Raw genomic sequence first — 19,419 nt, 5'->3', positions numbered from 1 at the left:
GCGGAAAAGCGGAGGCGATGCGCGGACAACGCGCCAGCGACGCGACGCCTGCGCGTCATCCCGGTCACGCCCGCGCGTCGCGGACGCGTCCCCCGAGTCACGTCTGCGCGCCAGGGACGCGCCGCCAGGGTCACGGCTGTCCCGATAGCAGGCGAAGCAGGCGGCTCATTCATCCCCAAGGATAAATCAGAGAAAATCCAACATTGAAAGCCTGGCGTGATGCTGTCGTGGACTGGATTTTTACGGTGAAGCGTCGCGCGAAACCGCCAGCCCGCTTTCCAACCCGCATCGGCCATGTCCGTTGCCGGCCCGTCCCCGGTGCCCGACCGCGTACCGTTTCAGGCTGCCTTGCCCTTGAGCGCCTTCTGCCGCCGGCGCTGCACCGACGAGCCGATGCCCATGGCCTCGCGATATTTGGCGACGGTGCGGCGGGCGATGTCCATGCCCTTGGCGCGGAGCAGGTCGACCAACGTGTCGTCGGACAGGATCGCCTGCGGGTCTTCGGCGGCGATCAGCGCCTTGATGTGGCTTTTCACCGCTTCGGCCGAAACCGATCCGCCATCGCCGCCCGACGCCGCAACGCCGCTGGTGAAGAAATATTTGAGTTCGTAGAGGCCGCGCGGGCAGGCCAGATATTTGTTGGAGGTGACGCGGCTGACTGTGGATTCGTGCATCCCGATCGCGTCGGCCACGGCCTTGAGCGTCAACGGCTTCAAGTGCGCGACGCCTTGGTGGAAGAACGCCTCCTGCTGGCGCAATATCTCGCTCGCCACCTTGATGATCGTCTTCTGCCGCTGGTCGAGCGCCTTCACCAGCCAGTTGGCGCTGGCGAGGCAGTCGGCGAGCCAGGCCTTGCCGGCCTTGTCCTGCTTGCCCGTGGACAGCTCGATATAATAGCTGCGGTTGATGAGCAGGCGAGGCAATGTGGCGTTGTTGATCTCGATCGCCCAGCCGTCGCGGGTGGCGCGCACGAACAGGTCCGGCGTCACCGGGGCCGCGCGATCGCCGGAAAAGCGCAGGCCGGGCTTGGGATCATAGCCGCGCAATTCGGCGATCATGTCGGCCATGTCCTCCTCGTCCACGCCGCAGATGCGGCGCAGCTGCGGCAGGGCGCCCCTGGCGAGCAGGTCGAGATTGGCGAGCAGCCGCGCCATGCAGGGATCGTGGCGGTCCGCCTCCTTCGCCTGGAGCGCGAGGCATTCGGCGAGCGAGCGCGCGCCCACGCCGGTGGGATCGAAGCTGTGGATGACGCCCAGCACCCGCTCCACATCATGGAGCGGCACGCCCAGGCCATGGGCGGTGGCCAGCAGGTTCGCCTCCAGATAGCCCGCCTCGCTGATCTGGCCGATCAGCTGGCTGGCGATGAGCAGGTCCATGCCCGACAGGGCGGCGCGCGCCTGGTCCATCAGATGTTCCTGGAGGCTCGCGTCGGGCGCGGCGAAGCTGTCGAAGTCGGGCGCTTCGTCGCCATAGCCGCCCGAGAGCGCGTCCATGCCGCCGCCGCCCGCGCCTCCCATCGGCCCGGCTTCGCCTGCCATGCGGTCGCCGGGGCCATCGTCGATGAAGATGTCGGCGCCATGGTCGACATCGAGCGGGCTGTCCGCGCCGCCCAGCCCCTGCGCGATCAGATCGTCACTGGCGCCGGTTTCGGCGGCGAGCGCGGGACGGTCCAGGTCGCGGTCGATGCCGTCGGGCGCGGGCATTGCGTCATCGCCGCCGGTTTCGAGCAGCGGGTTCTTTTCCAGCTCGCCCGCGACGAACGCCTCGATCTCCAGGTTGGAGAGCGCCAGCAGCTTGATCGCCTGCTGGAGCTGCGGCGTCATCACCAGAGACTGGCTCTGGCGGATGTCGAGGCGTGGGCCGAGCGCCATTATCGTTCTCTTTCGCCAAAATGCGCGTAAGGGCGCATTTGGGAGCCGCACCGGCCCCCATCCCCACCCGGCCGCCCATAGGCTACTGACATGGAACGACCGGGTGGGGGTGCGAGCCGGTGCGGCATGAAAGGAGCGCCCCCTCGCATCTTACAACTGGAAATTCTCGCCCAGATAAAGGCGGCGGACGTCGGCATTGGCGACCAGTTCGGTCGGGTTGCCGGCAAAGAGCACCTGACCACCATAGATGATGCAGGCCCGGTCGACGATTTCCAGCGTCTCGCGGACATTATGGTCGGTGATGAGAACGCCGATGCCGCGCGTCTTCAAATCCTTCACCAGGTCACGAATGTCGGCGATCGAGAGCGGGTCGATGCCAGCGAACGGCTCGTCGAGCAGGACGATCGAGGGATTGGCGGCCAGCGCGCGGGCGATCTCGCAGCGGCGGCGTTCACCGCCCGACAGCGCCATGGCGGACGAATCCCTCAAGCGGGTGAGGCCGAATTCGTCGAGCAGCTGTTCGAGCCGGGCGGCCCGCGCATACTTGTCCGGCTCCGCCAGTTCCAGCACCGCGCCGATATTCTGCGCGACGCTGAGGCCCCGGAAAATCGAGGTTTCCTGGGGCAGATAGCCCAGCCCCAGGATCGCGCGGCGATACATGGGCAGGCCGGTGATGTCCTGCCCGTCGAGCACGATGCGGCCGCGATCGGGGCGGACGAGGCCCATCACCGAATAGAAGCAGGTCGTCTTGCCCGCGCCGTTGGGGCCGAGCAGGCCGACCACCTCGCCCTTGCCCACGGTCAGCGAGACATCGGACAGAACGACGCGCTTGTCATAGCTTTTGGCGATCGAGATGACCGACAGGCCGTCGCCCACTTCCTGGGGCGCTGGGGGATAGGCCGGGTTCGGCCGGTCCTGGGTCGTCACGTCGTGCATCCTGTCATTCCTTACGCGCCATGGAGGCTCGCGGGGGTAAATTGGCAGCCCAAGGGCGATTGGCAAGCTTTGTGCATGGTAACGTCGTGGGAGCAAGGAGAAAATGGGCGTGGCGTGGCGGGAGCGCGTCCGGCGCGGCTGCTCCGTTACCGGAGTTACCGGACCGGCAGGGCGGTTTCATATTTGGTGGTGGAGAGGGCGAACTGGGACGAGGCGCCCGCCACCGAAGGATGTTTGAGCAGGGTACGCATCAGGAAATGCTCATAGTCGGCGACGTCCGACGCGACGACGCGCAGCAGATAGTCCCACTCGCCCGACATCGAATAGCATTCCATCACCTGTTCGTGCCCGCGCACGAAATGCTCGAAGGCGGCGATGGCCTCGCCCGAAAATTCCTTCATGCGGACATGGCAAAGGACGGTGACGCCCTGGCCCAGCCCGCGCGGGTCGGCGAGCCAGACAGCGCGGCGCAATATGCCCTGTTCCTGAAGCGCGCGGACGCGGCGCCAGCAGGAGGGGCCGGTGCTGCCCACCCGTTCGGCGAGGTCGGCATTGCTGAGCGTCGCGTCGCGCTGAAGCTCGGTCAGGATGCGGCGGTCGAGTGCATCGAGCGTGAGAAGATCGGTCATAAAATTTGTATATCATGAAAGATATAGTCGATCATCAGGCGTGATTTCATCATTTTGAAAAGCATTTTCAGGGATTCTTTGCGACCATCCCGGTCATGGAGAAGGACGCAGCCGATCGTCCCGCCCACGCGGCGGAGGACTGGACCATCCCGCAGGACTGGGACCGCTATGACGCGGCCGACCATGCCATGTGGGACCGGCTGTTCGAACGGCAGGCGCACATGCTGGAAGGGCGGGTCGTCCCCGAATTTCTGGCGGGGCTCGACATATTGCGCATGGACCGGCCGGGCATTCCCGATTTCCGCGCGCTCAACGAACGGCTGATGCCGGCGACGGGGTGGCAGGTGGTCGCGGTGCCGGGGCTGGTGCCCGATCGGCTCTTCTTCGATCATCTTGCCAATCGCCGCTTTCCCGCCGGGCGTTTCATCCGCACGCCGAGCCAGGAAGATTATCTGGAGGAGCCGGACATCTTCCATGACGTGTTCGGCCATGTGCCGCTGCTCGCGAACCCGGTCTTTGCCGACTATATGCAGGCCTATGGCCGGGGCGGGCTGCGCGCGGACGGGCTGGGCGCGATCGAGAAGCTGGCGCGGCTCTATTGGTATACGGTCGAGTTCGGGCTGATCGACACTCCGCAAGGGCTGCGCCTCTATGGCGCGGGGATCGTCTCCTCCAACGCCGAATCGCATTTCGCGCTGGAAGATCCGTCCCCCAACCGGATCGGTTTCGATCTCAAGCGCATCATGCGTACCCGCTACCGGATCGACGATTTCCAGCAGAGCTATTTCGTGATCGACAGTTTCGAGCAGCTGCTGGCGCAGACGACCGGTGCCGACTTCGCGCCGCTCTATGCCGATCTGGCGGGGCTGCCCGATCTCGACACCGACGCCATCCTGCCGGGCGACCGCGTGCTGACGCGCGGCACCCAGGCCTATGCACAGAAGAAGGAAGAGGAGCTTTCATGACCGCCGATAATCCGCCCGCCAATCCTCTGGGCCTCAACGGGTTCGAGTTTGTCGAGTTCACCTCCCCCGACCCGGAGGCGATGGCGGCGCAGTTCGAACAGCTGGGCTTTACCGCGACGCACCGTCATCCGGTGAAGAACATCACCCGCTACAAGCAGGGGCGGATCAACCTGATGCTGAACCGCGACGATGCCGGCCGCGTGGCGGCGTTCCGGGGCGTGCACGGGCCGTCGGCGAGCGCCATGGCCTTTCGCGTGGCGAACCCCGAAGCGGCGCTCAAATGGGCGTTGGACAATGGCGCGAAGGCGACCGAGGAGGACGACACCGTCATCGAGGGGATTGGCGGCGCCTATCTCTATTTCATGCCGGACGGGGGCGATCCCTATGCCGACTGGGCCGAGTTTCCCGGCTGGCGGGAAAAGGAGGCGGCGAACAATGTCGGCCTCGACCTGCTCGACCATCTGACCCACAATGTCCGGCGCGGGCAGATGCGGGTGTGGAGCGAATTCTACCGCACCCTTTTCGGCTTCGAGGAGCAGAAATTCTTCGACATCAAGGGCAAGGCGACCGGCCTCACCAGCCAGGCGATGATCGCGCCGGACCGGGCGATCCGCATCCCGCTCAACGAGAGCCAGGACGACAGGAGCCAGATCGAGGAGTTCATCCGCGACTATCATGGCGAGGGCATCCAGCATCTGGCGCTGACCACCGACGACATTTACGATACGGTCGAGCGGCTGCGGGCGCGCGGCGTGCGGCTCCAGGACACGATCGAGACCTATTATGAGCTGGTCGACAAGCGCGTGCCCGGCCATGGCGAGGATCTGGAGCGGCTGAGGAAGAACCGCATCCTGATCGACGGCGATGTCGAGCGGGAGGGGATATTGTTGCAGATATTCACCGAAAACATGTTCGGGCCGATCTTCTTCGAGATCATCCAGCGCAAGGGCAATGAGGGCTTTGGCAACGGCAATTTCCAGGCGCTGTTCGAAAGCATCGAACTGGACCAGATCCGGCGCGGCGTCGTGACGGTGGATGCGTAGGCGAGGCGGCGACATGGCCTGTTCCCCCGGACCCTATCTCTCCGGCTTCGCCAATCATCATGCCAGCGAGGCGGTGGCGGGCGCGTTGCCGCAGGGGCGCAATTCGCCGCAGCAGCCCGCCTTCGGCCTCTATGCCGAGCAGCTGTCGGGCACGGCCTTCACCGCGCCGCGCGCGGAGAACCGGCGCAGCTGGCTCTACCGGATGCGGCCGAGCGCGGGGCATCCGCCGTTCCGGCCCTATGGGCGTGAGACATCGATCCGGTCGGCGCCGTTCGACGAGGCGCCGCCTTCGCCCAACCGGCTGCGCTGGAACCCGCTGCCCGACGCGGCGGGGGAGGGTGTGGATTTTATCGACGGGCTGGTGACGGTCGCGGGCAATGGCGATGTGGCGGCGGGCGCCGGCTGCGCCATCCATCTCTATGCCGCGAGCCGGTCGATGGTCGATCGCGCCTTCTTTTCCGCCGATGGCGAGATGCTGATCCTGCCGCAGCAGGGCGCGCTGCGCATCGTCACCGAAATGGGGGTGATGGATGTAGCGCCCTTGCAGGTGGCGCTGGTGCCGCGCGGGGTGCGTTTCCGCGTCGAACTGCCCGACGGGGCGGCGCGCGGCTATGTCTGCGAAAATCATGGCGCGCTGTTCCGCCTGCCCGAACTGGGGCCGATCGGGTCCAATGGGCTTGCCAATGCCCGCGATTTCGAGACGCCGGGCGCGGCGTTCGAGGATGTCGAGCGACGGACGGAGGTCGTGCAGAAATATATGGGGGCGCTCTGGACGAGCGCGCTGGACCATAGCCCGTTCGACGTGGTGGCGTGGCACGGCAATCTGGCGCCCTGGCGCTATGACCTGTCCCGCTTCAACGTCATGGGGACGGTGAGTTTCGACCATCCCGACCCGTCCATCTTCACCGTGCTGACCAGTCCCAGCGACACGCCCGGCACCGCAAATGCCGACTTCGTGATCTTCCCGCCGCGCTGGATGGTGGCGGAGGACAGTTTCCGGCCGCCCTGGTTTCACCGCAATATCATGAGCGAATATATGGGGCTGCTGCATGGCGCCTATGACGCCAAGGCGGGCGGCTTTGCGCCCGGCGGCGGGAGCCTGCACAATATGATGGGCGCGCATGGGCCGGACGTGGACAGCTGGCGCAAGGCAAGCATGGCGACGTTGGCGCCACAGAGGATAGAGGAGACGATGGCCTTCATGATCGAGAGCCGATACCCCCTGCGCCCGACGCGCTGGGCGATGGAGACGCCGTTGTTGCAGGATGACTATGACGATTGCTGGCAGGGTTTCCCCAAGGCGGAGCTGCCACGATGAGCTGGTGGACGATCGACGCGACGCACGCCCCCAGGCGGACCAGCTGGGTCGCGAGCGCGCAGGGCCATGGCGATTTTCCGGTGCAGAACCTGCCCTTTGGCATCTTCTCGACCGAGGGGACGCATCCGCGCGCCGGAGTGGCGATCGGCGACGCGATCCTAGACCTGGTCGCCTGCGCGCGCGAGGGCCTGCTGCCCGCCGACGTCGCGCCGCTGTGCGCGGGCGAAACGCTGAACGGGCTGATGGCGCTGCCGGCGGCGGAACGCGGGGCATTGCGGCACCGACTGAGCGACCTGCTGTCCGATCAGGCTCATCGCGCGCGGATCGAGCCGATGCTGCATGACGCGGCGGACTGCACGCTGCATCTGCCCGCGCGGATCGGCGACTACACCGACTTCTATGTCGGCATCCATCATGCCAACAATATCGGCCGCCAGTTCCGGCCCGATAATCCCCTGCTGCCCAATTATAAATATGTGCCGATCGGCTATCATGGCCGGGCCTCGTCGGTGCGGCCGTCGGGCGAGCCGCTGGTGCGCCCTTGCGGTCAGCGCAAGCCGCCGGAGGCCGACGCGCCGCTGTTCGGTCCGACGGCGCGGCTCGACTATGAGCTGGAGCTGGGGGTGTGGATCGGGCCAGGCAATGATCTTGGCACGCCGATCCCGATCGCGCAGGCGGCCGACCATATCGCCGGTTTCTGCCTGCTCAACGACTGGTCCGCGCGCGATTTCCAGGCTTGGGAATATCAGCCGCTGGGACCGTTCCTGGCCAAGAATTTCCATTCGACCATTTCGCCCTGGGTGGTGACGCCCGAAGCGCTCGCGCCATTCCGCATCGCCCAGCCGGCGCGACCGGAGGGCGATCCCGCGCCTCTGGCCTATCTGGGCGACGCGGACGACCAGGCGCGTGGCGCGCTGGGGCTGGTGCTGGAAGTGGAACTGACCAGCGCGGCGATGCGCGACGCGGGGCTGGCGCCGCTGCGGCTGAGCCGGGGACCGGCGAGCAACATGTATTGGACGGTGCAGCAGATCGTGACGCACCATGCATCAAACGGCTGCAACCTCCAGCCGGGCGATCTGCTCGGCACCGGCACCATCTCTGCGCCGGAGCGGGCGGGCTATGGCAGCATGATGGAGCTGAGCAGCGGCGGGCGCGAGCCGATCGCGCTGCCGACCGGCGAGACCCGGACCTTCCTGGAGGACGGGGACGAGGTGACGCTGCGCGCGCGCGGCGAAGCGGTGGGTGCGGTGCCGATCGGCTTTGGCGCGTGCCGGGCGCGGGTGCTGCCGGCGCGGTGACGGGCGTCAGGGCGCGTCGGACCAGGTGGCAAGCGCCGGTCCCAGCGCTTCCTCCAGCGGCCCCAGCCAGGGCGCGAAATTGCGCCACTGGTCGATGCCGTCGGTGAAGATGGGCTGGCGCACCTGTTCGGAGCTGGCGGTGCGGACCGCCCGCTTGTTGCGCCAGAAGGCGAGGCATTCCTCCTCGAACGGCAGGCGCAGATGGTCGAGCAGGCGCGCCACTTCCCCCGGCGTGTCGGCGACCATGCGTTCATAGAGGACGCGATGGACGCGGCCGGGCAGCGCGGCGTCGATGGCCGCCATATGGTCGACATAGGCGCGATAATAGAGGCCGATGTCGGTGAGATCGTAGGTGAAGGCCTGACCGCGCGCGAAATGCTGTTTCCAGCCCGAAAAGCAGCAACCCATCGGATGACGGCGCGCGTCGATGATGCGCGCGTTGGGCAGGATGAGATGGATGAGGCCGACATGCTGCCAATTGTTGGGCATCTTGTCGATATAATGGGGCGTGCCGCTGTGGCGGTGGATGCGGGTGCGGTCGAGATATTCCTCGCCCAGGCGCAGCCGGTCGGCGGGCGAGAGCGCGGCGACCATCGCCCGGAAATCGGGAAATTCGCCTTCGTCCACGCGCGATTGGAGCCGGCTGGCGATAATCATCATCTCCGGCAGTTCCATCGTGCCTTCGACCTGGCTGTGGCTGGCGAGGATCTGTTCCACCAGCGTCGACCCGGCGCGCGGCAGGCCGACGATGAAGATCGGGTCGGCCGCGGGACATCCGCCTGCGCTCCGTTCGGCGAGGAAGGGGGCGGTGAATGTCGATGTCGCCGCCTGCACCTCGGCGGCGAAGGCGTCCGCATCGTGCAGGATCATGGCGCGGCGCAGGCGGTTGCCCCGGTCATAATGGGCGAAGGCGGCGGCGTGGGCCTTCGCATCCTCATGCGCCTTGCCCAGCGAGAAATGGAGGTGGAATATATCCTCCCGTCGGCTGGCGGCGTCCGGTTCCAACGTCGCAAGCGCGCTTTCCATCGTGGCGATGTCGTCGGCGCCGAGCGTCACCGTCTTGAGGTTGGCGAGGCTCCACCAGGCCTCCCCCATGGTCGGCTGATGCGTCACGGCCTGCCGGTAGGCGTGGATGGCGTCGGCCTGGCGTCCCAGCGTCTTGAGCGCATGGCCCAGATTCTGCCAGACCTGCGGCTGGTCGGGCTTTTGCGCCAGCAGCCTTTCATAGAGGGCGCAGGCGCCCTCCTGATCGCCGAGGCGCACCAGCACGGACGCCTTGATGAGGTCGTAGCCCGGATGCCTGAGCGGGGATTGGGTCAGTATGTCGGCATGGGCCAGCGCTTCGGGCAGGCGGTTGTTCTGGAGCAGCAGGCGGATAAGGAAATCGCGCGCCAGATCGAAGCCGGGGGCGAGGGTCACGGCGCGTTCGACCAGCGCGAGCGCCTGGTTCATGTCGCCGCGCCGCCACTGGATTTCGCCGCCGAGGCGGATGGCGGGGGGATCGTCGCGCCCGGCCAGCCGGGCTTCGGCGTCGTCAAGGCGGCCTTCGTTCATCGCCATCGCCGCTTCGAGCAGGGTTGGGTCGCGCGAGGCGGCATGGACGCCCGACAGGTCCGCGCGCCACGCCTGCTCGTCGCGGCCGGCCTTGCGCAGTTGGGCGGCAAGCAGGAACCAGCCGCCAGCCACGCCCGGCTGCTGCCGCGCCAGTTCTTCCAGCGCGGCGATGGCGCCGCCGGTGTCGCCTGCTTCGCTGGCGGCCTGCGCCAGTTCCCACAGGATGGCGGGCACGCGCGGCTGGCGGCGGGCGAGAGTGGCGAGGCGCGCGAGTGCGACCTGTGGTTGACCGAGGCGTCGCAGCGCCTGGCCGGCGATGAGTTCCGCCGGCGGCAGGCCGCGGGCCTGGCGCAGGATCGCTTCGGCCTCCTCCAGCGCGCCGGCCGGGTCGGTGTCGAGCCGCCGCGCCGCACTGGCGAGCGCCCGGTCCAGCGGAAGGGGCCGGGTGGCAAGGCCGGCGCCGCGCGGAGCAACATCCATATGGCTGTCCTATTTCCTTTCGTGAACGCACAATGACCGGCATTGTGCGACTGCGCAATGATGATCCGGAAATCTGTGTAACGAAGGAGCAACTAAGCTGTTGACTCCTGCTTTCGTTGTCGCATTATCAAAGCTGGACAACCGTCCTGAATGACCGAAGTCCAAGGGGTAGTTGCATTTATCGAGGATGCCGCATGGTTCCGCGGCAGGCTCCGGGCCGATTGCAGGTTCCGGTCGCGGAGTTGTGTGTGCTTGCGAAGGTCAAGGTCGCATGTGCCCGTCCGGGCATGATGCAACGCGTCATAACAACACGGGCGAACCGTGGACGGGGAGAGGAAAACGGGAGGCTCGTTTCTACAGGGGGAGTCGAACAGAATGAAAAGCCAGTCTCATCGCCGGTCGCATTTGATGAAGATACTGGGCGTGACCACCATCCTGGCGGGGCTTGGTTCCCCCGGCATGGCCCTTTCCGCCGAAGCGGCCGATCAGGCCGCCGTCGATCCGGCCATATCGACGCCCGGCGACGAGCAGGGCCTGGGCGAGATCGTGGTGACCGCGACGCGCAGCGCGCAGAGCATCCAGAAGGTGCCGATCTCCATGCAGGCGCTGGGCGCGGAAAAGCTGGCGGAACGGCAGGTCAAGGGGCTGAGCGATTTCGCCGCGCTGCTGCCGTCGGTGTCGTTCGAGGGCATCGGACCGGGTCGCAACACCGCGTTCTTCCGCGGCATCGTACCGGCGGGCGGCGCCTATGCCTCGGTCGGCTATTATCTGGACGACATCCCCATCACCGGCACCGAAGTGCCCGATATCCATGCCTATGACATGGAGCGTGTCGAGGCGCTGTCCGGGCCGCAGGGTACGCTCTATGGCGCCGGATCGCTGGCCGGCACCATCCGCCTGATCACCAACAAGCCGACGCTGGACAAGTTCGAGTTCGGCTATGACGTCGAAGCCAATAAATATGGCAAGGGCGATTTCGGTGGGCAGCTGGAATCCTTCGTCAACGTGCCGTTGAGCGACACGCTGGCGGTGCGCGCCATGGGCTATTATCGGCGCGAAGGCGGCTATATCGACAACACGCCCAACAACGGACTGCTCAACGACGGGTCGCCGGCGGTCTATAATCTGGGCGACAACAACCCCAACACCGTCCTCAATCTCGACAATAGCGACATCGCCAAGGACGATTACAACACGATCAGGGAATTTGGCGGGCGGCTGCAACTCTTGTGGGAGCCGGTCGCCGGCTGGTCGTTCAACCCGTCGATCACCGCGCAAAAGCAGGTGGCGCGCGGCTATTTCGGCTATGATCCGCGCGTCGGCGATCTGGAAGTCCATGACTATGACCAGACCAAGAATGACGACCGCTGGTATCAGGCGGCGATGAGCATCCACGGGCATATCGGCGACTGGGAGGTCGTTTCGGCGACCGGCTATTTCAAGCGCCGGACGCGCACGCTCAACGACTATACCTATTACACCGTCACCTATGACGGGTTCGGGCCGGGCTATGAAAGCTATCTGCAATTTTTCGACAATTGCACCGGGTCGGGCGCGTCGCAGCAATGTTCGCTGATCGACCCGACGCAATATTATCATGCCGACACGCACCGCGACAAGTTCACCCAGGAATTGCGGATCAGCACGCCCAAGGACTGGCCTTTCGACGTGACTATCGGCGGTTTCTACCAGCGGCAGAAGAATGAGCTGAACACCTATTATGCCATTCGTGGGCTGGACACGATCACCGGCTACACCGCGACCGGGGGCGGCGATGTTCCCGGCGGATTGATCGGCGTGCCGGCCATGTACGGCATCGCCTATGATGACGACGGCAATCCCTATTTCGACACCAGCGACGTCATCAATCCGAACGGCAATCCGCTCGGCACGATGTTGCTGGGAACGCAGGCGGTGAAGAGCGACGGCTTCTACATCGTCGAGCAGGACCAGCTCTATCATGACAAGGCGGTCTTCGCCGAAGGCCATTACAACATCACCCCGACGCTGAAGCTGACCGGCGGCATCCGCTATTTCTGGACCGACTATAAGGTGAAGGGCTTTGCCGGCGTAGCGGGATCGGCGGCGGGCGTGGGCTGCACGACGCCGCTGTCGGCCACGCAGCGCCTGACCTGCCTCAACACCAACGTCAACGCCGCCGATGGAGCCGGGCGATACAAGGAGGATGGCGAAACCCACAAGATCGCGCTCGACTGGCAGTTCCAGCCCGACAAGATGGTCTATTTCAACTATTCGACCGGCTTCCGCCCCGGCGGCTACAACCGTCCGCTGCGCATCCGCAGCCTTGGCAGGATCGTCGACGTGGCGCCGTTCGAGTCCGAGACGCTGACCAATTTCGAACTGGGCGTGAAGACGACCTGGAACAACGTCTTCCGGTTCAATGCCGCCGTCTATTACGAGAAATGGAACAATATCCAGTATAGCGTGGTGGTCGCGGGCGCGCAGGGTGCGGGCATGACCGGCAATGCCGGCAAGGCCGTGGTCAAGGGCATCGAATATGACGCCGACCTGAAGCTCGGCCGCTTCACCATATCGACATCGGGCGCCTATAATGATGGCAAGCTGAAGGGCGATTTCTGCAATTTCGCGCTCAACGCCGCAGGAACCGCGATCAGTCAGCTGACCAGTTGCGCGCCCGGCGTCGATGTCGGCGCGAACCCGCCGATCCCGTCCGTCGCTGCCGATGACGGAACGCGCCTGCCGCGTCAGCCCAAATTCAAGGGCACGACCTCGGTCCGCTATGACACGGATTTCGGCGACTATCGGGCCTTTCTGCAGGGCGCCGCCCTCTACCAGACGGGAGCGACGCAGGATCTGAATGTCGACAGCAACGCCTTGCTGGGCAACACCAAGGGTTTCGTCAGCTTCGACTTTTCCGGCGGCCTCAAGAAGGACAATTGGAGCCTGACCCTGTTCCTGCAAAACGCCTTCGACAAGCGCGGGCAGCTGACCAAAAACACCTTCTGCTCGATCGACTTCTGCGCGGGATCGTCACGCACCTTCACGATCCGGCCGCAATTTTTCGGCATCCGCTTCGGCCAGAAATTCTGAGCCTGGAGCACGGACGACGATGCGCCGCCCGGTCGAGAGGCCCGGCGGCGGTCGGCTTTCCGGGGGCGTGAGAGCGGGGCGCGTCTGATGTTGCCCACTGGCCCGGCCGATTGTCGACGAGGTCATGCGAACGGAAATCCGATCCGGCAGCGGCCAGAAGTGCCCCTGTAATATCAAGGCGCATCAATCAGAACCCATGGCCCATTGTCGCGGTCCAAGGGACATGATGCGCCGGGGCTGCTCGGCGAGCGTCTGCCATGAGCGGGGAAGCCGATCGAGCCGGGCTCAAGGCAAGGGATGATGAAAGGCTTGAATCCAGCGCGCCTCTACCGTCCGAACTTCTTCTGCACCTTGCCGTATCGCAGCTTCCGCGTGCCCGGCTTGCCCTCGGTCGCGCGGCCGCGTGGGGCGGCCACCTGCTGCTCCGCCGGCAGGCCCAGTTCCTCCGCCTCCAGCTTGCGGATCTCGTCCCGGATGCGGCCGGCTTCCTCGAACTCCAGATCGGCGGCGGCGGCGCGCATCTTCTTTTCCAGATCCTCGATATAGGCGCGCAGATTGTGGCCGACGAGGTGGGGGCGATCCTCCAGCCCGGTGTCGACCGTCACCTGATCCTTGGACGCGACATGGGCGATGATGTCGCCGATGTTGCGCTTGATCGTGGTCGGCGTGATGCCATGTTCGCGGTTATAGGCTTCCTGCTTCTCGCGGCGGCGGCTGGTTTCGTTGAGCGCCCGCTCCATGCTGCCGGTGATGCGGTCGGCATAGAGGATCACGCGCCCCTCGACGTTGCGGGCCGCGCGGCCGATCGTCTGGATCAGCGAGGTTTCGGAGCGCAGGAAGCCTTCCTTGTCCGCGTCCAGGATCGCCACCAGCCCGCATTCGGGAATGTCCAGCCCCTCGCGCAGCAGGTTGATGCCGATCAGCACGTCATAGACGCCGAGCCGGAGGTCGCGGATCAGCTCGATGCGCTCCAGCGTCTCGACGTCGCTGTGCATGTAGCGGACCTTGATCCCGGCCTCGTGCATGAATTCGGTGAGGTCTTCGGCCATGCGCTTGGTCAGCGTGGTGACGAGCGTGCGATAGCCCTGCGCGGCGACCTTGCGACATTCGTTGATGAGGTCGTCCACCTGGTCCTCGACCGGCTTGATCTCGACCGGCGGGTCGATGAGTCCGGTGGGACGGATCACCTGCTCGCTGAACACGCCGCCGGTCTGCTCCATTTCCCACGGGCCGGGGGTCGCGGAGACGCTGACCGTCTGCGGCCGCATCGCGTCCCATTCGTTGAAGCGCAGCGGGCGGTTGTCGATGCAGCTGGGCAGGCGAAAGCCATATTCGGCCAGCGTGATCTTGCGCCGATGGTCGCCGCGCGCCATCGCGCCGATCTGCGGCACGGTCTGGTGGCTTTCGTCCACGAACAGCACGGCATTTTCAGGGAGATATTCGAACAGGGTCGGCGGCGGCTCGCCGGGCAGGCGGCCGGTCAGAAAACGACTGTAATTCTCGATCCCTGCGCAGCTTCCCGTCGCGGCGATCATCTCCAGGTCGAAATTGGTGCGCTGCTCCAGCCGCTGCGCCTCCAGCAGCTTGCCCTCCGCCACCAGTTCCTTGAGCCGTTCGGCCAGTTCATGGCGGATCGCCTCCATCGCCTGCTTGAGCGTCGGGCCGGGGGTAACATGGTGGCTGTTGGGAAAGACTTTCACATAGTCGAGGCTGGCGACCTTCCTGCCGGTCAGGGGATCGAATTCGACGATCTCCTCTATCTCGTTGCCGAAGAAGCTGACGCGCCAGGCGGTATCCTCATAGTGGGACGGGAAAATCTCCAGATTGTCGCCCTTCACGCGGAAATTGCCGCGCGCGAAGCCCGCGTCATTGCGCTTATACTGGAGGGCCACCAGCTTGCGGATGATCTCGCGCTGGTCCTCGATCCCGCCCTTCTTCATCGAGAAGGTCATCGCCGAATAGGTTTCGACCGATCCGATACCGTAGAGGCAGGAGACCGACGCCACGATGATGACATCGTCCCGCTCCAGCAACGCGCGGGTGGCGGAATGGCGCATCCGGTCGATGCTCTCGTTAACGCTCGATTCCTTCTCGATATAAGTGTCGGAGCGCGGCACATAGGCTTCGGGCTGGTAATAATCGTAATAGCTGACGAAATATTCGACCGCATTGTCGGGGAAGAAGCTCTTGAACTCCCCATAGAGCTGCGCCGCGAGGATCTTGTTGGGCGCCAGGATCAGCGCAGGGCGCTGCAACGCCTCGATCACCTTGGCCATGGTGAAGGTCTTGCCGGAGCCGGTGACGCCGAGCAGCACCTGGTCCTTCTCCCCCGCCAGCGCCTGTTCGACCAGTTCGGGGATCGCGGTGCGCTGGTCCCCCGACGGCTCATAATCGCTGACCAGGGTGAAGGGCCGGCCACCCTCGCTTTTTTCAGGGCGGGCGGGGCGATGGGGCACGAAGCCTGCGCCGGTTTCCGGTTCATCGAGCGTGGTGCGGATCTGAATCGACATGGGGGCGAATATGGTGTCTTTGGCGGGCGACGCAATCCGCGTCGCGATGGTCAGGGTTTCAGTTCGAACGCGCCCCTGGGCGGTGGCGGATAGACGACCGGCTTGTCGCCGAAGCGCGCGCGCAGGGCGGCCTGGCGGCGTTCAGTCATCGACCACTTCCACGTCAACTTCGTCGGGATATTCGAAGATGGCGTCGCACTTGTTGTCTTTGACGTCATATTCCATGATCGACCAGCGCTTGATCCCACCTTCCCCGGACTCGGCGTACCACGCATCCCAGAGAAGATTCGCAAGCTCGTCGCTGTTCCGTATGGAACGAACCACATCGCCTGCATCCTTGAAGACGCTCGTATCGATCCACCGGTCGCCGATCTCGACATAGAGAAAGACGCCATCAGGATCGCCGCCGACGATGTGGGCCAGTTCTCCCCCCGATGTCGTTGAGCAGTAGCCCCAGCAAATCAAAGCCCCAAAGTTTCACGACACCGATAACAGCCTGATAAGAACAAATAAAGAACATTTGCAGCATGTGTCCCATGTCATTGAACCGGCGCGCGACGCTGTTATGGTCGGGCCCGGTCAGGGATGCAGGGAGGGATGATCATGCGCCGGACAGTCTTGATGCTCGCGGTTCTGACGGGCGCGCTGGCCGCCTGTGGCGACAAGCCCGGCGACAAGCCGGGGGACATCGCCGCCACCGACGCCATGAGCAAGGCGGAGGTGAAGGCGCAGGTCGACAAGGTCCAGCTCAGGCCCGGCCAGTGGGAAGGCCGCTTCACCATCCAGGATATCGACCTGTCCGCCATGCCCGGCGCGCCGGCGGGGATGAAGGAGCAGATGAAGAGCATGATGAGCCAGACCTCGCTCAAATATTGCGTGACGCCCGAGGAGGCCGCCAATCCGGGGGGTGAGATGTTCTCCGGCAAGGAGAACAGGAATTGCACCTATGGCGGGTTCGAGGCGAAGGACGGCGCGGTCAAGGGACAGGTGTCGTGCAAGTCGGAGGGCGGCACGATGAACGCCACCATGTCGGGCCGCTATGCGCCCGAACACTATAGCATGGACATGGACATGAAGATGGCGGGCGGTCCCCAGGGCATGACTATGGCGATGACCGCGCGGTCGGAGGGCAAGTGGATCGGGCCGGAGTGCCCGCCGGGCAGTGAGACCTGACGCGTCGGAGCGCTGCTGGCTCTGCGACCGGCCGATGGGCCGCCGGGTCGAGTGGCATCATCCGCTGCCCCGGAGCCGGGGCGGGCGCGACGTGGTGCCGCTGCACCCGATCTGCCACCGCACCATCCATGCGACGCTGGCCAATGCCGAACTGGCGCGGAGCTATACCGACCGGCAGGCGTTGCGCGCGCACCCGGTCATCGCCCGCTTCCTTGCCTGGGTCGGGGGCAAGCCGCCCGATTTCCACGCACCCACCCGGCCCCGGCGATGATGGGGGGGCGGGTTGCGCCGATTCCCCCTTGCGCTTTGCGGGCGAGGCGTAGAGCCTGCACCCGTTCCGTGACGAGAACACAGGGAGAGGATATGCGAATGACTGTGCAGGCGGCCTTGCCGCTGGCGTTGACCCTTGGCCTGGCCGCCTGCGGCAGTGATCCCGCGCCCGCGCCGGAGGCCGAGGAGGCGCCCGTCGTCATGCAGGCGGGGCAATGGGCGCTGACCCGCAAGACCACCGGCTATAATACCCCCACCGTCACCCCGGCCGAATATCAGGAAGCGCTGAAGCAGGTCAGCGAGGACAAGCTGTGCATCGCCGTGGACAAGGACGGCCTGCCCGACCCCAACGCCCTCGTCGGAGCGGAAGGGACGGAATGCACTTACAAGGACAAGATGGCGCGCAAGGGTCGGTTGATCGCCACGCTGAGCTGCAAGGCCGGGGCGGGCACCTCCGAAATCGCGGTAGAGGGCAATTATACCGCCGACATGCTGACGCTCGGATCGACGATGACGAAGACCGAGAGTGGACAGCCGGTGCTGCGCACCACCCATGACCTGACTGGCCGTCGGGTCGGCGACTGCCCCTCGCCCTCCTGACCGGCCGCGTCACTCCAGCGCGCGGATCGCCCGCTCGTCGCATTTTCTGCGCCCCGGCACGACCGGGCTGACGGTCGGGACCAGCAGCGACTGCCCGATCCGCAGGGGGGCGAAGCGCCGCCGCTCTATCCCCTCGCAGCGCAGCGCCAGCTCCAGCATCCGGGGCGGCGTGTCCCATTGTTCGTAGGAGAGGCGGAACGTGCCCCAATGGATGGGGATGGCGGTCGATGCGCCCAGACGCCGGAACAGCTCCACCGCCTGCATCGGACCGAGATGGGCGTCCGACTGCATCTGCCCTTTCCAGAAGCGGAAGGCGCCGATCGGGATCAGCGCCAAGCGGATCGGGCCGATCCGCCGGGCCTCATAGGGCCAGCCCATGTCGCCCGCGCCGGTGTCGCCGGCGAAGAAGATGTTGCCCGCGCGCGTTTCGATGACGAAGCTGGACCAGAGCGCGCGGTTGCGGTCGGCGCCCCAGCGGCTGCTCCAGTGATGGTTGCGGGTCACATGGACGCGATAGTCGGGGCAATGTTCATAATGACCGCACTGGATGACGGCATCGGGCGCCAGCCCGTTGAGCGCCGCGCCGCTGACCGACTGGCCCCAGTCGAGCGCGGTCGCGGGGATGCCCTCCCGCTTCAATATCGCCTCGTTGCCCAGGCTGGTGACGATCTTCGGCCGGTCCCGATCCCACAGCCGTTTCAGCGTGGGCAGGTCCATATGGTCGTAATGATTGTGGCTGATGATGACCAGGTCGATGCGGGGCAGGTCGTCGAAACGGATGCCCGGCCGCGCGATCCGTTTCGGCCCGATCGGCGGAAAGGGGCTGGCATGATCGGACCAGATCGGATCGGCCAGGATGTTGAGCCCGGCCGCCTGCACCAGCACCGTCGCATGGCCGACCCAGGTCGCCACCATGCCGCGCGGCGCGGCGAAGGGGGCGGGGCGGCTGGGCTTGACGGCGATGGCGACGGGCCAGGGCGGCCGGTCGTCCGCGTCCAGCAGCCAGCGGAAGAGGAAGCCCTGCCGGCTGGTGCCGGGCGGCGCGGGCGTTTCGATCGCGCCGTCGGGGTTGAAGAAATGAGCGCCGTCATAATGGCGGCTGACCGGCCCGTCATGATAGATGCGGTCCAGAAAGGGCGGAACGAGCGTGATCGCCAGGCAGAGCGCGATGACCAGGAACAGCAGCCCGATGCCCGCGCCTCTGATGATGCTGATGAGGCGGTTCATGCTGCTCCCTGCGATCCGTGCAGCAGCGACATAGCGCAAGGCGCCGGCAGGACAAGGGCGTGCGGACTTGGCGCGCGCCTGCGTGCCGGTCAGCTCGGCTTGATCGCCGTCCCGCCGTTGGACCGGGCCGACGCATAAGGCAGGTCGCGGCCCATGGACCAGTTGCCCTGCAACCGCACCAGCGGATTGGGCGCGCACCAGATTTCCCCGGAATCGCTCAGCCCCGTCACCCAGATCAGATTATGCTCCTGCCCATAGTCGATGACGGCAAAGGCATAGCCCTTGCCCTTGCCTTCCACATGGACGGGCAAGGGCGGATCGAGCTGGGTAAAGGACATGAGGGGATGCTCCGGCAGGAAGGGGGTGCCGGGGAGAATGCGGGGCGACGGTGGGAGTTCCTGGCGCTTGACCAGGATCAGTCAGTTTGATCGGCCGCGCGCGAAGCGGGGAGGGTGCGCCCCCGAGTTTGCGCG

Annotated in this window: 16 protein-coding genes; 8 read left to right on the top strand and 8 right to left on the bottom strand. The window is 65.6% G+C overall.

Annotated elements, in window-relative coordinates; translation table 11 throughout:
* Positions 1 to 338: 338 nt before the first annotated feature.
* The 3 genes from rpoN to A7Q26_RS21715 form a co-directional block, all read right to left on the bottom strand.
* A complete protein-coding gene (rpoN, locus tag A7Q26_RS21725; RefSeq protein ID WP_066864408.1) occupies positions 339 to 1,871 on the bottom strand; it encodes an RNA polymerase factor sigma-54 in 1,533 nt (510 codons plus the stop codon).
* 150 nt (positions 1,872 to 2,021) lie between these two features.
* Positions 2,022 to 2,807 carry an LPS export ABC transporter ATP-binding protein gene (gene lptB, locus A7Q26_RS21720; protein WP_066864405.1) on the bottom strand — a complete coding sequence of 262 codons (786 nt, stop codon included), beginning with the start codon at positions 2,805 to 2,807 and terminating at the stop codon, positions 2,022 to 2,024.
* Positions 2,808 to 2,962: 155 nt separating this feature from the next.
* Positions 2,963 to 3,436, bottom strand: a complete 474-nt coding sequence (locus A7Q26_RS21715) for an Lrp/AsnC family transcriptional regulator (protein ID WP_066864402.1) — start codon at positions 3,434 to 3,436, stop codon at positions 2,963 to 2,965.
* Between the two features lie 95 nt (positions 3,437 to 3,531).
* Here A7Q26_RS21715 and phhA point away from each other — a divergent pair, with 95 nt between their 5' ends.
* From phhA to fahA, 4 genes are read left to right on the top strand one after another with little or no spacing between them, the layout of a single operon-like run.
* Positions 3,532 to 4,401 (top strand): phenylalanine 4-monooxygenase, encoded by an 870-nt coding sequence (gene phhA, locus A7Q26_RS21710; protein WP_066864399.1) that lies wholly within the window; start codon positions 3,532 to 3,534, stop codon positions 4,399 to 4,401.
* Positions 4,398 to 5,444, top strand: coding sequence for a 4-hydroxyphenylpyruvate dioxygenase (hppD, locus tag A7Q26_RS21705; RefSeq protein WP_066864396.1), 1,047 nt, complete (start codon positions 4,398 to 4,400; stop codon positions 5,442 to 5,444). Before phhA ends, hppD begins: the two co-directional genes overlap by 4 nt.
* A gap of 13 nt (positions 5,445 to 5,457) precedes the next feature.
* Positions 5,458 to 6,762, top strand: a complete 1,305-nt coding sequence (hmgA, locus tag A7Q26_RS21700; RefSeq protein WP_066864394.1) for a homogentisate 1,2-dioxygenase — start codon at positions 5,458 to 5,460, stop codon at positions 6,760 to 6,762.
* On the top strand, positions 6,759 to 8,060 hold the full coding sequence (fahA, locus tag A7Q26_RS21695; protein WP_066864392.1) for a fumarylacetoacetase: 1,302 nt from the start codon (positions 6,759 to 6,761) through the stop codon (positions 8,058 to 8,060). The genes hmgA and fahA overlap by 4 nt, the downstream gene beginning before the upstream one ends.
* A gap of 6 nt (positions 8,061 to 8,066) precedes the next feature.
* On the opposite strand, the gene A7Q26_RS21690 is transcribed toward fahA, so the two are convergent.
* Complete coding sequence (locus A7Q26_RS21690) at positions 8,067 to 10,094, bottom strand: tetratricopeptide repeat-containing sulfotransferase family protein (protein ID WP_066864389.1); 2,028 nt, start codon at positions 10,092 to 10,094, stop codon at positions 8,067 to 8,069.
* Between the two features lie 408 nt (positions 10,095 to 10,502).
* Here A7Q26_RS21690 and A7Q26_RS21685 point away from each other — a divergent pair, with 408 nt between their 5' ends.
* A complete protein-coding gene (locus A7Q26_RS21685; protein ID WP_066864385.1) occupies positions 10,503 to 13,166 on the top strand; it encodes a TonB-dependent receptor in 2,664 nt (887 codons plus the stop codon).
* Positions 13,167 to 13,492: 326 nt separating this feature from the next.
* On the opposite strand, the gene uvrB is transcribed toward A7Q26_RS21685, so the two are convergent.
* Positions 13,493 to 15,676 carry an excinuclease ABC subunit UvrB gene (uvrB, locus tag A7Q26_RS21680; RefSeq protein ID WP_066864382.1) on the bottom strand — a complete coding sequence of 728 codons (2,184 nt, stop codon included), beginning with the start codon at positions 15,674 to 15,676 and terminating at the stop codon, positions 13,493 to 13,495.
* Between the two features lie 141 nt (positions 15,677 to 15,817).
* Positions 15,818 to 16,141: a hypothetical protein gene (locus A7Q26_RS21675; protein WP_332308784.1), complete on the bottom strand. Its 324-nt coding sequence runs from the start codon at positions 16,139 to 16,141 to the stop codon at positions 15,818 to 15,820.
* A 138-nt stretch (positions 16,142 to 16,279) separates the two neighbouring features.
* Here A7Q26_RS21675 and A7Q26_RS21670 point away from each other — a divergent pair, with 138 nt between their 5' ends.
* From A7Q26_RS21670 to A7Q26_RS21660, 3 genes are all read left to right on the top strand, one after another.
* The gene (locus A7Q26_RS21670; protein WP_066865253.1) at positions 16,280 to 16,849 is read left to right on the top strand and encodes a DUF3617 domain-containing protein; all 570 of its coding nucleotides are present in this window, start codon (positions 16,280 to 16,282) and stop codon (positions 16,847 to 16,849) included.
* A gap of 34 nt (positions 16,850 to 16,883) precedes the next feature.
* Positions 16,884 to 17,120: an HNH endonuclease gene (locus A7Q26_RS21665; protein ID WP_066864379.1), complete on the top strand. Its 237-nt coding sequence runs from the start codon at positions 16,884 to 16,886 to the stop codon at positions 17,118 to 17,120.
* Between the two features lie 92 nt (positions 17,121 to 17,212).
* The gene (locus tag A7Q26_RS21660; protein ID WP_066864376.1) at positions 17,213 to 17,719 is read left to right on the top strand and encodes a DUF3617 domain-containing protein; all 507 of its coding nucleotides are present in this window, start codon (positions 17,213 to 17,215) and stop codon (positions 17,717 to 17,719) included.
* A gap of 9 nt (positions 17,720 to 17,728) precedes the next feature.
* Here the strand turns inward: A7Q26_RS21660 and A7Q26_RS21655 are convergent, their stop codons facing one another.
* Positions 17,729 to 18,946, bottom strand: coding sequence for an MBL fold metallo-hydrolase (locus A7Q26_RS21655; protein WP_066864373.1), 1,218 nt, complete (start codon positions 18,944 to 18,946; stop codon positions 17,729 to 17,731).
* A gap of 89 nt (positions 18,947 to 19,035) precedes the next feature.
* On the bottom strand, positions 19,036 to 19,284 hold the full coding sequence (locus A7Q26_RS21650) for a hypothetical protein (RefSeq protein ID WP_066864370.1): 249 nt from the start codon (positions 19,282 to 19,284) through the stop codon (positions 19,036 to 19,038).
* Positions 19,285 to 19,419 lie beyond the last annotated feature (135 nt).

Source organism: Sphingobium sp. TCM1 (genome assembly GCF_001650725.1).
Classification (GTDB): domain Bacteria; phylum Pseudomonadota; class Alphaproteobacteria; order Sphingomonadales; family Sphingomonadaceae; genus Sphingobium.
This window is presented reverse-complemented; position numbering and strand designations above follow the sequence as displayed.

Coding starts and splice junctions, on each gene's coding strand:
- phhA (WP_066864399.1), top strand. CDS start 3,532: ATGGAGAAGGACGCAGCCGATCGTCCCGCCCACGCGGCGGAGGACTGG.
- A7Q26_RS21690 (WP_066864389.1), bottom strand. CDS start 10,094: ATGGATGTTGCTCCGCGCGGCGCCGGCCTTGCCACCCGGCCCCTTCCG.
- A7Q26_RS21665 (WP_066864379.1), top strand. CDS start 16,884: ATGGGCCGCCGGGTCGAGTGGCATCATCCGCTGCCCCGGAGCCGGGGC.
- lptB (WP_066864405.1), bottom strand. CDS start 2,807: ATGCACGACGTGACGACCCAGGACCGGCCGAACCCGGCCTATCCCCCA.
- hppD (WP_066864396.1), top strand. CDS start 4,398: ATGACCGCCGATAATCCGCCCGCCAATCCTCTGGGCCTCAACGGGTTC.
- uvrB (WP_066864382.1), bottom strand. CDS start 15,676: ATGTCGATTCAGATCCGCACCACGCTCGATGAACCGGAAACCGGCGCA.
- hmgA (WP_066864394.1), top strand. CDS start 5,458: ATGGCCTGTTCCCCCGGACCCTATCTCTCCGGCTTCGCCAATCATCAT.
- A7Q26_RS21685 (WP_066864385.1), top strand. CDS start 10,503: ATGAAGATACTGGGCGTGACCACCATCCTGGCGGGGCTTGGTTCCCCC.
- A7Q26_RS21670 (WP_066865253.1), top strand. CDS start 16,280: ATGCGCCGGACAGTCTTGATGCTCGCGGTTCTGACGGGCGCGCTGGCC.
- rpoN (WP_066864408.1), bottom strand. CDS start 1,871: ATGGCGCTCGGCCCACGCCTCGACATCCGCCAGAGCCAGTCTCTGGTG.
- fahA (WP_066864392.1), top strand. CDS start 6,759: ATGAGCTGGTGGACGATCGACGCGACGCACGCCCCCAGGCGGACCAGC.
- A7Q26_RS21655 (WP_066864373.1), bottom strand. CDS start 18,946: ATGAACCGCCTCATCAGCATCATCAGAGGCGCGGGCATCGGGCTGCTG.
- A7Q26_RS21660 (WP_066864376.1), top strand. CDS start 17,213: ATGCGAATGACTGTGCAGGCGGCCTTGCCGCTGGCGTTGACCCTTGGC.
- A7Q26_RS21650 (WP_066864370.1), bottom strand. CDS start 19,284: ATGTCCTTTACCCAGCTCGATCCGCCCTTGCCCGTCCATGTGGAAGGC.
- A7Q26_RS21715 (WP_066864402.1), bottom strand. CDS start 3,436: ATGACCGATCTTCTCACGCTCGATGCACTCGACCGCCGCATCCTGACC.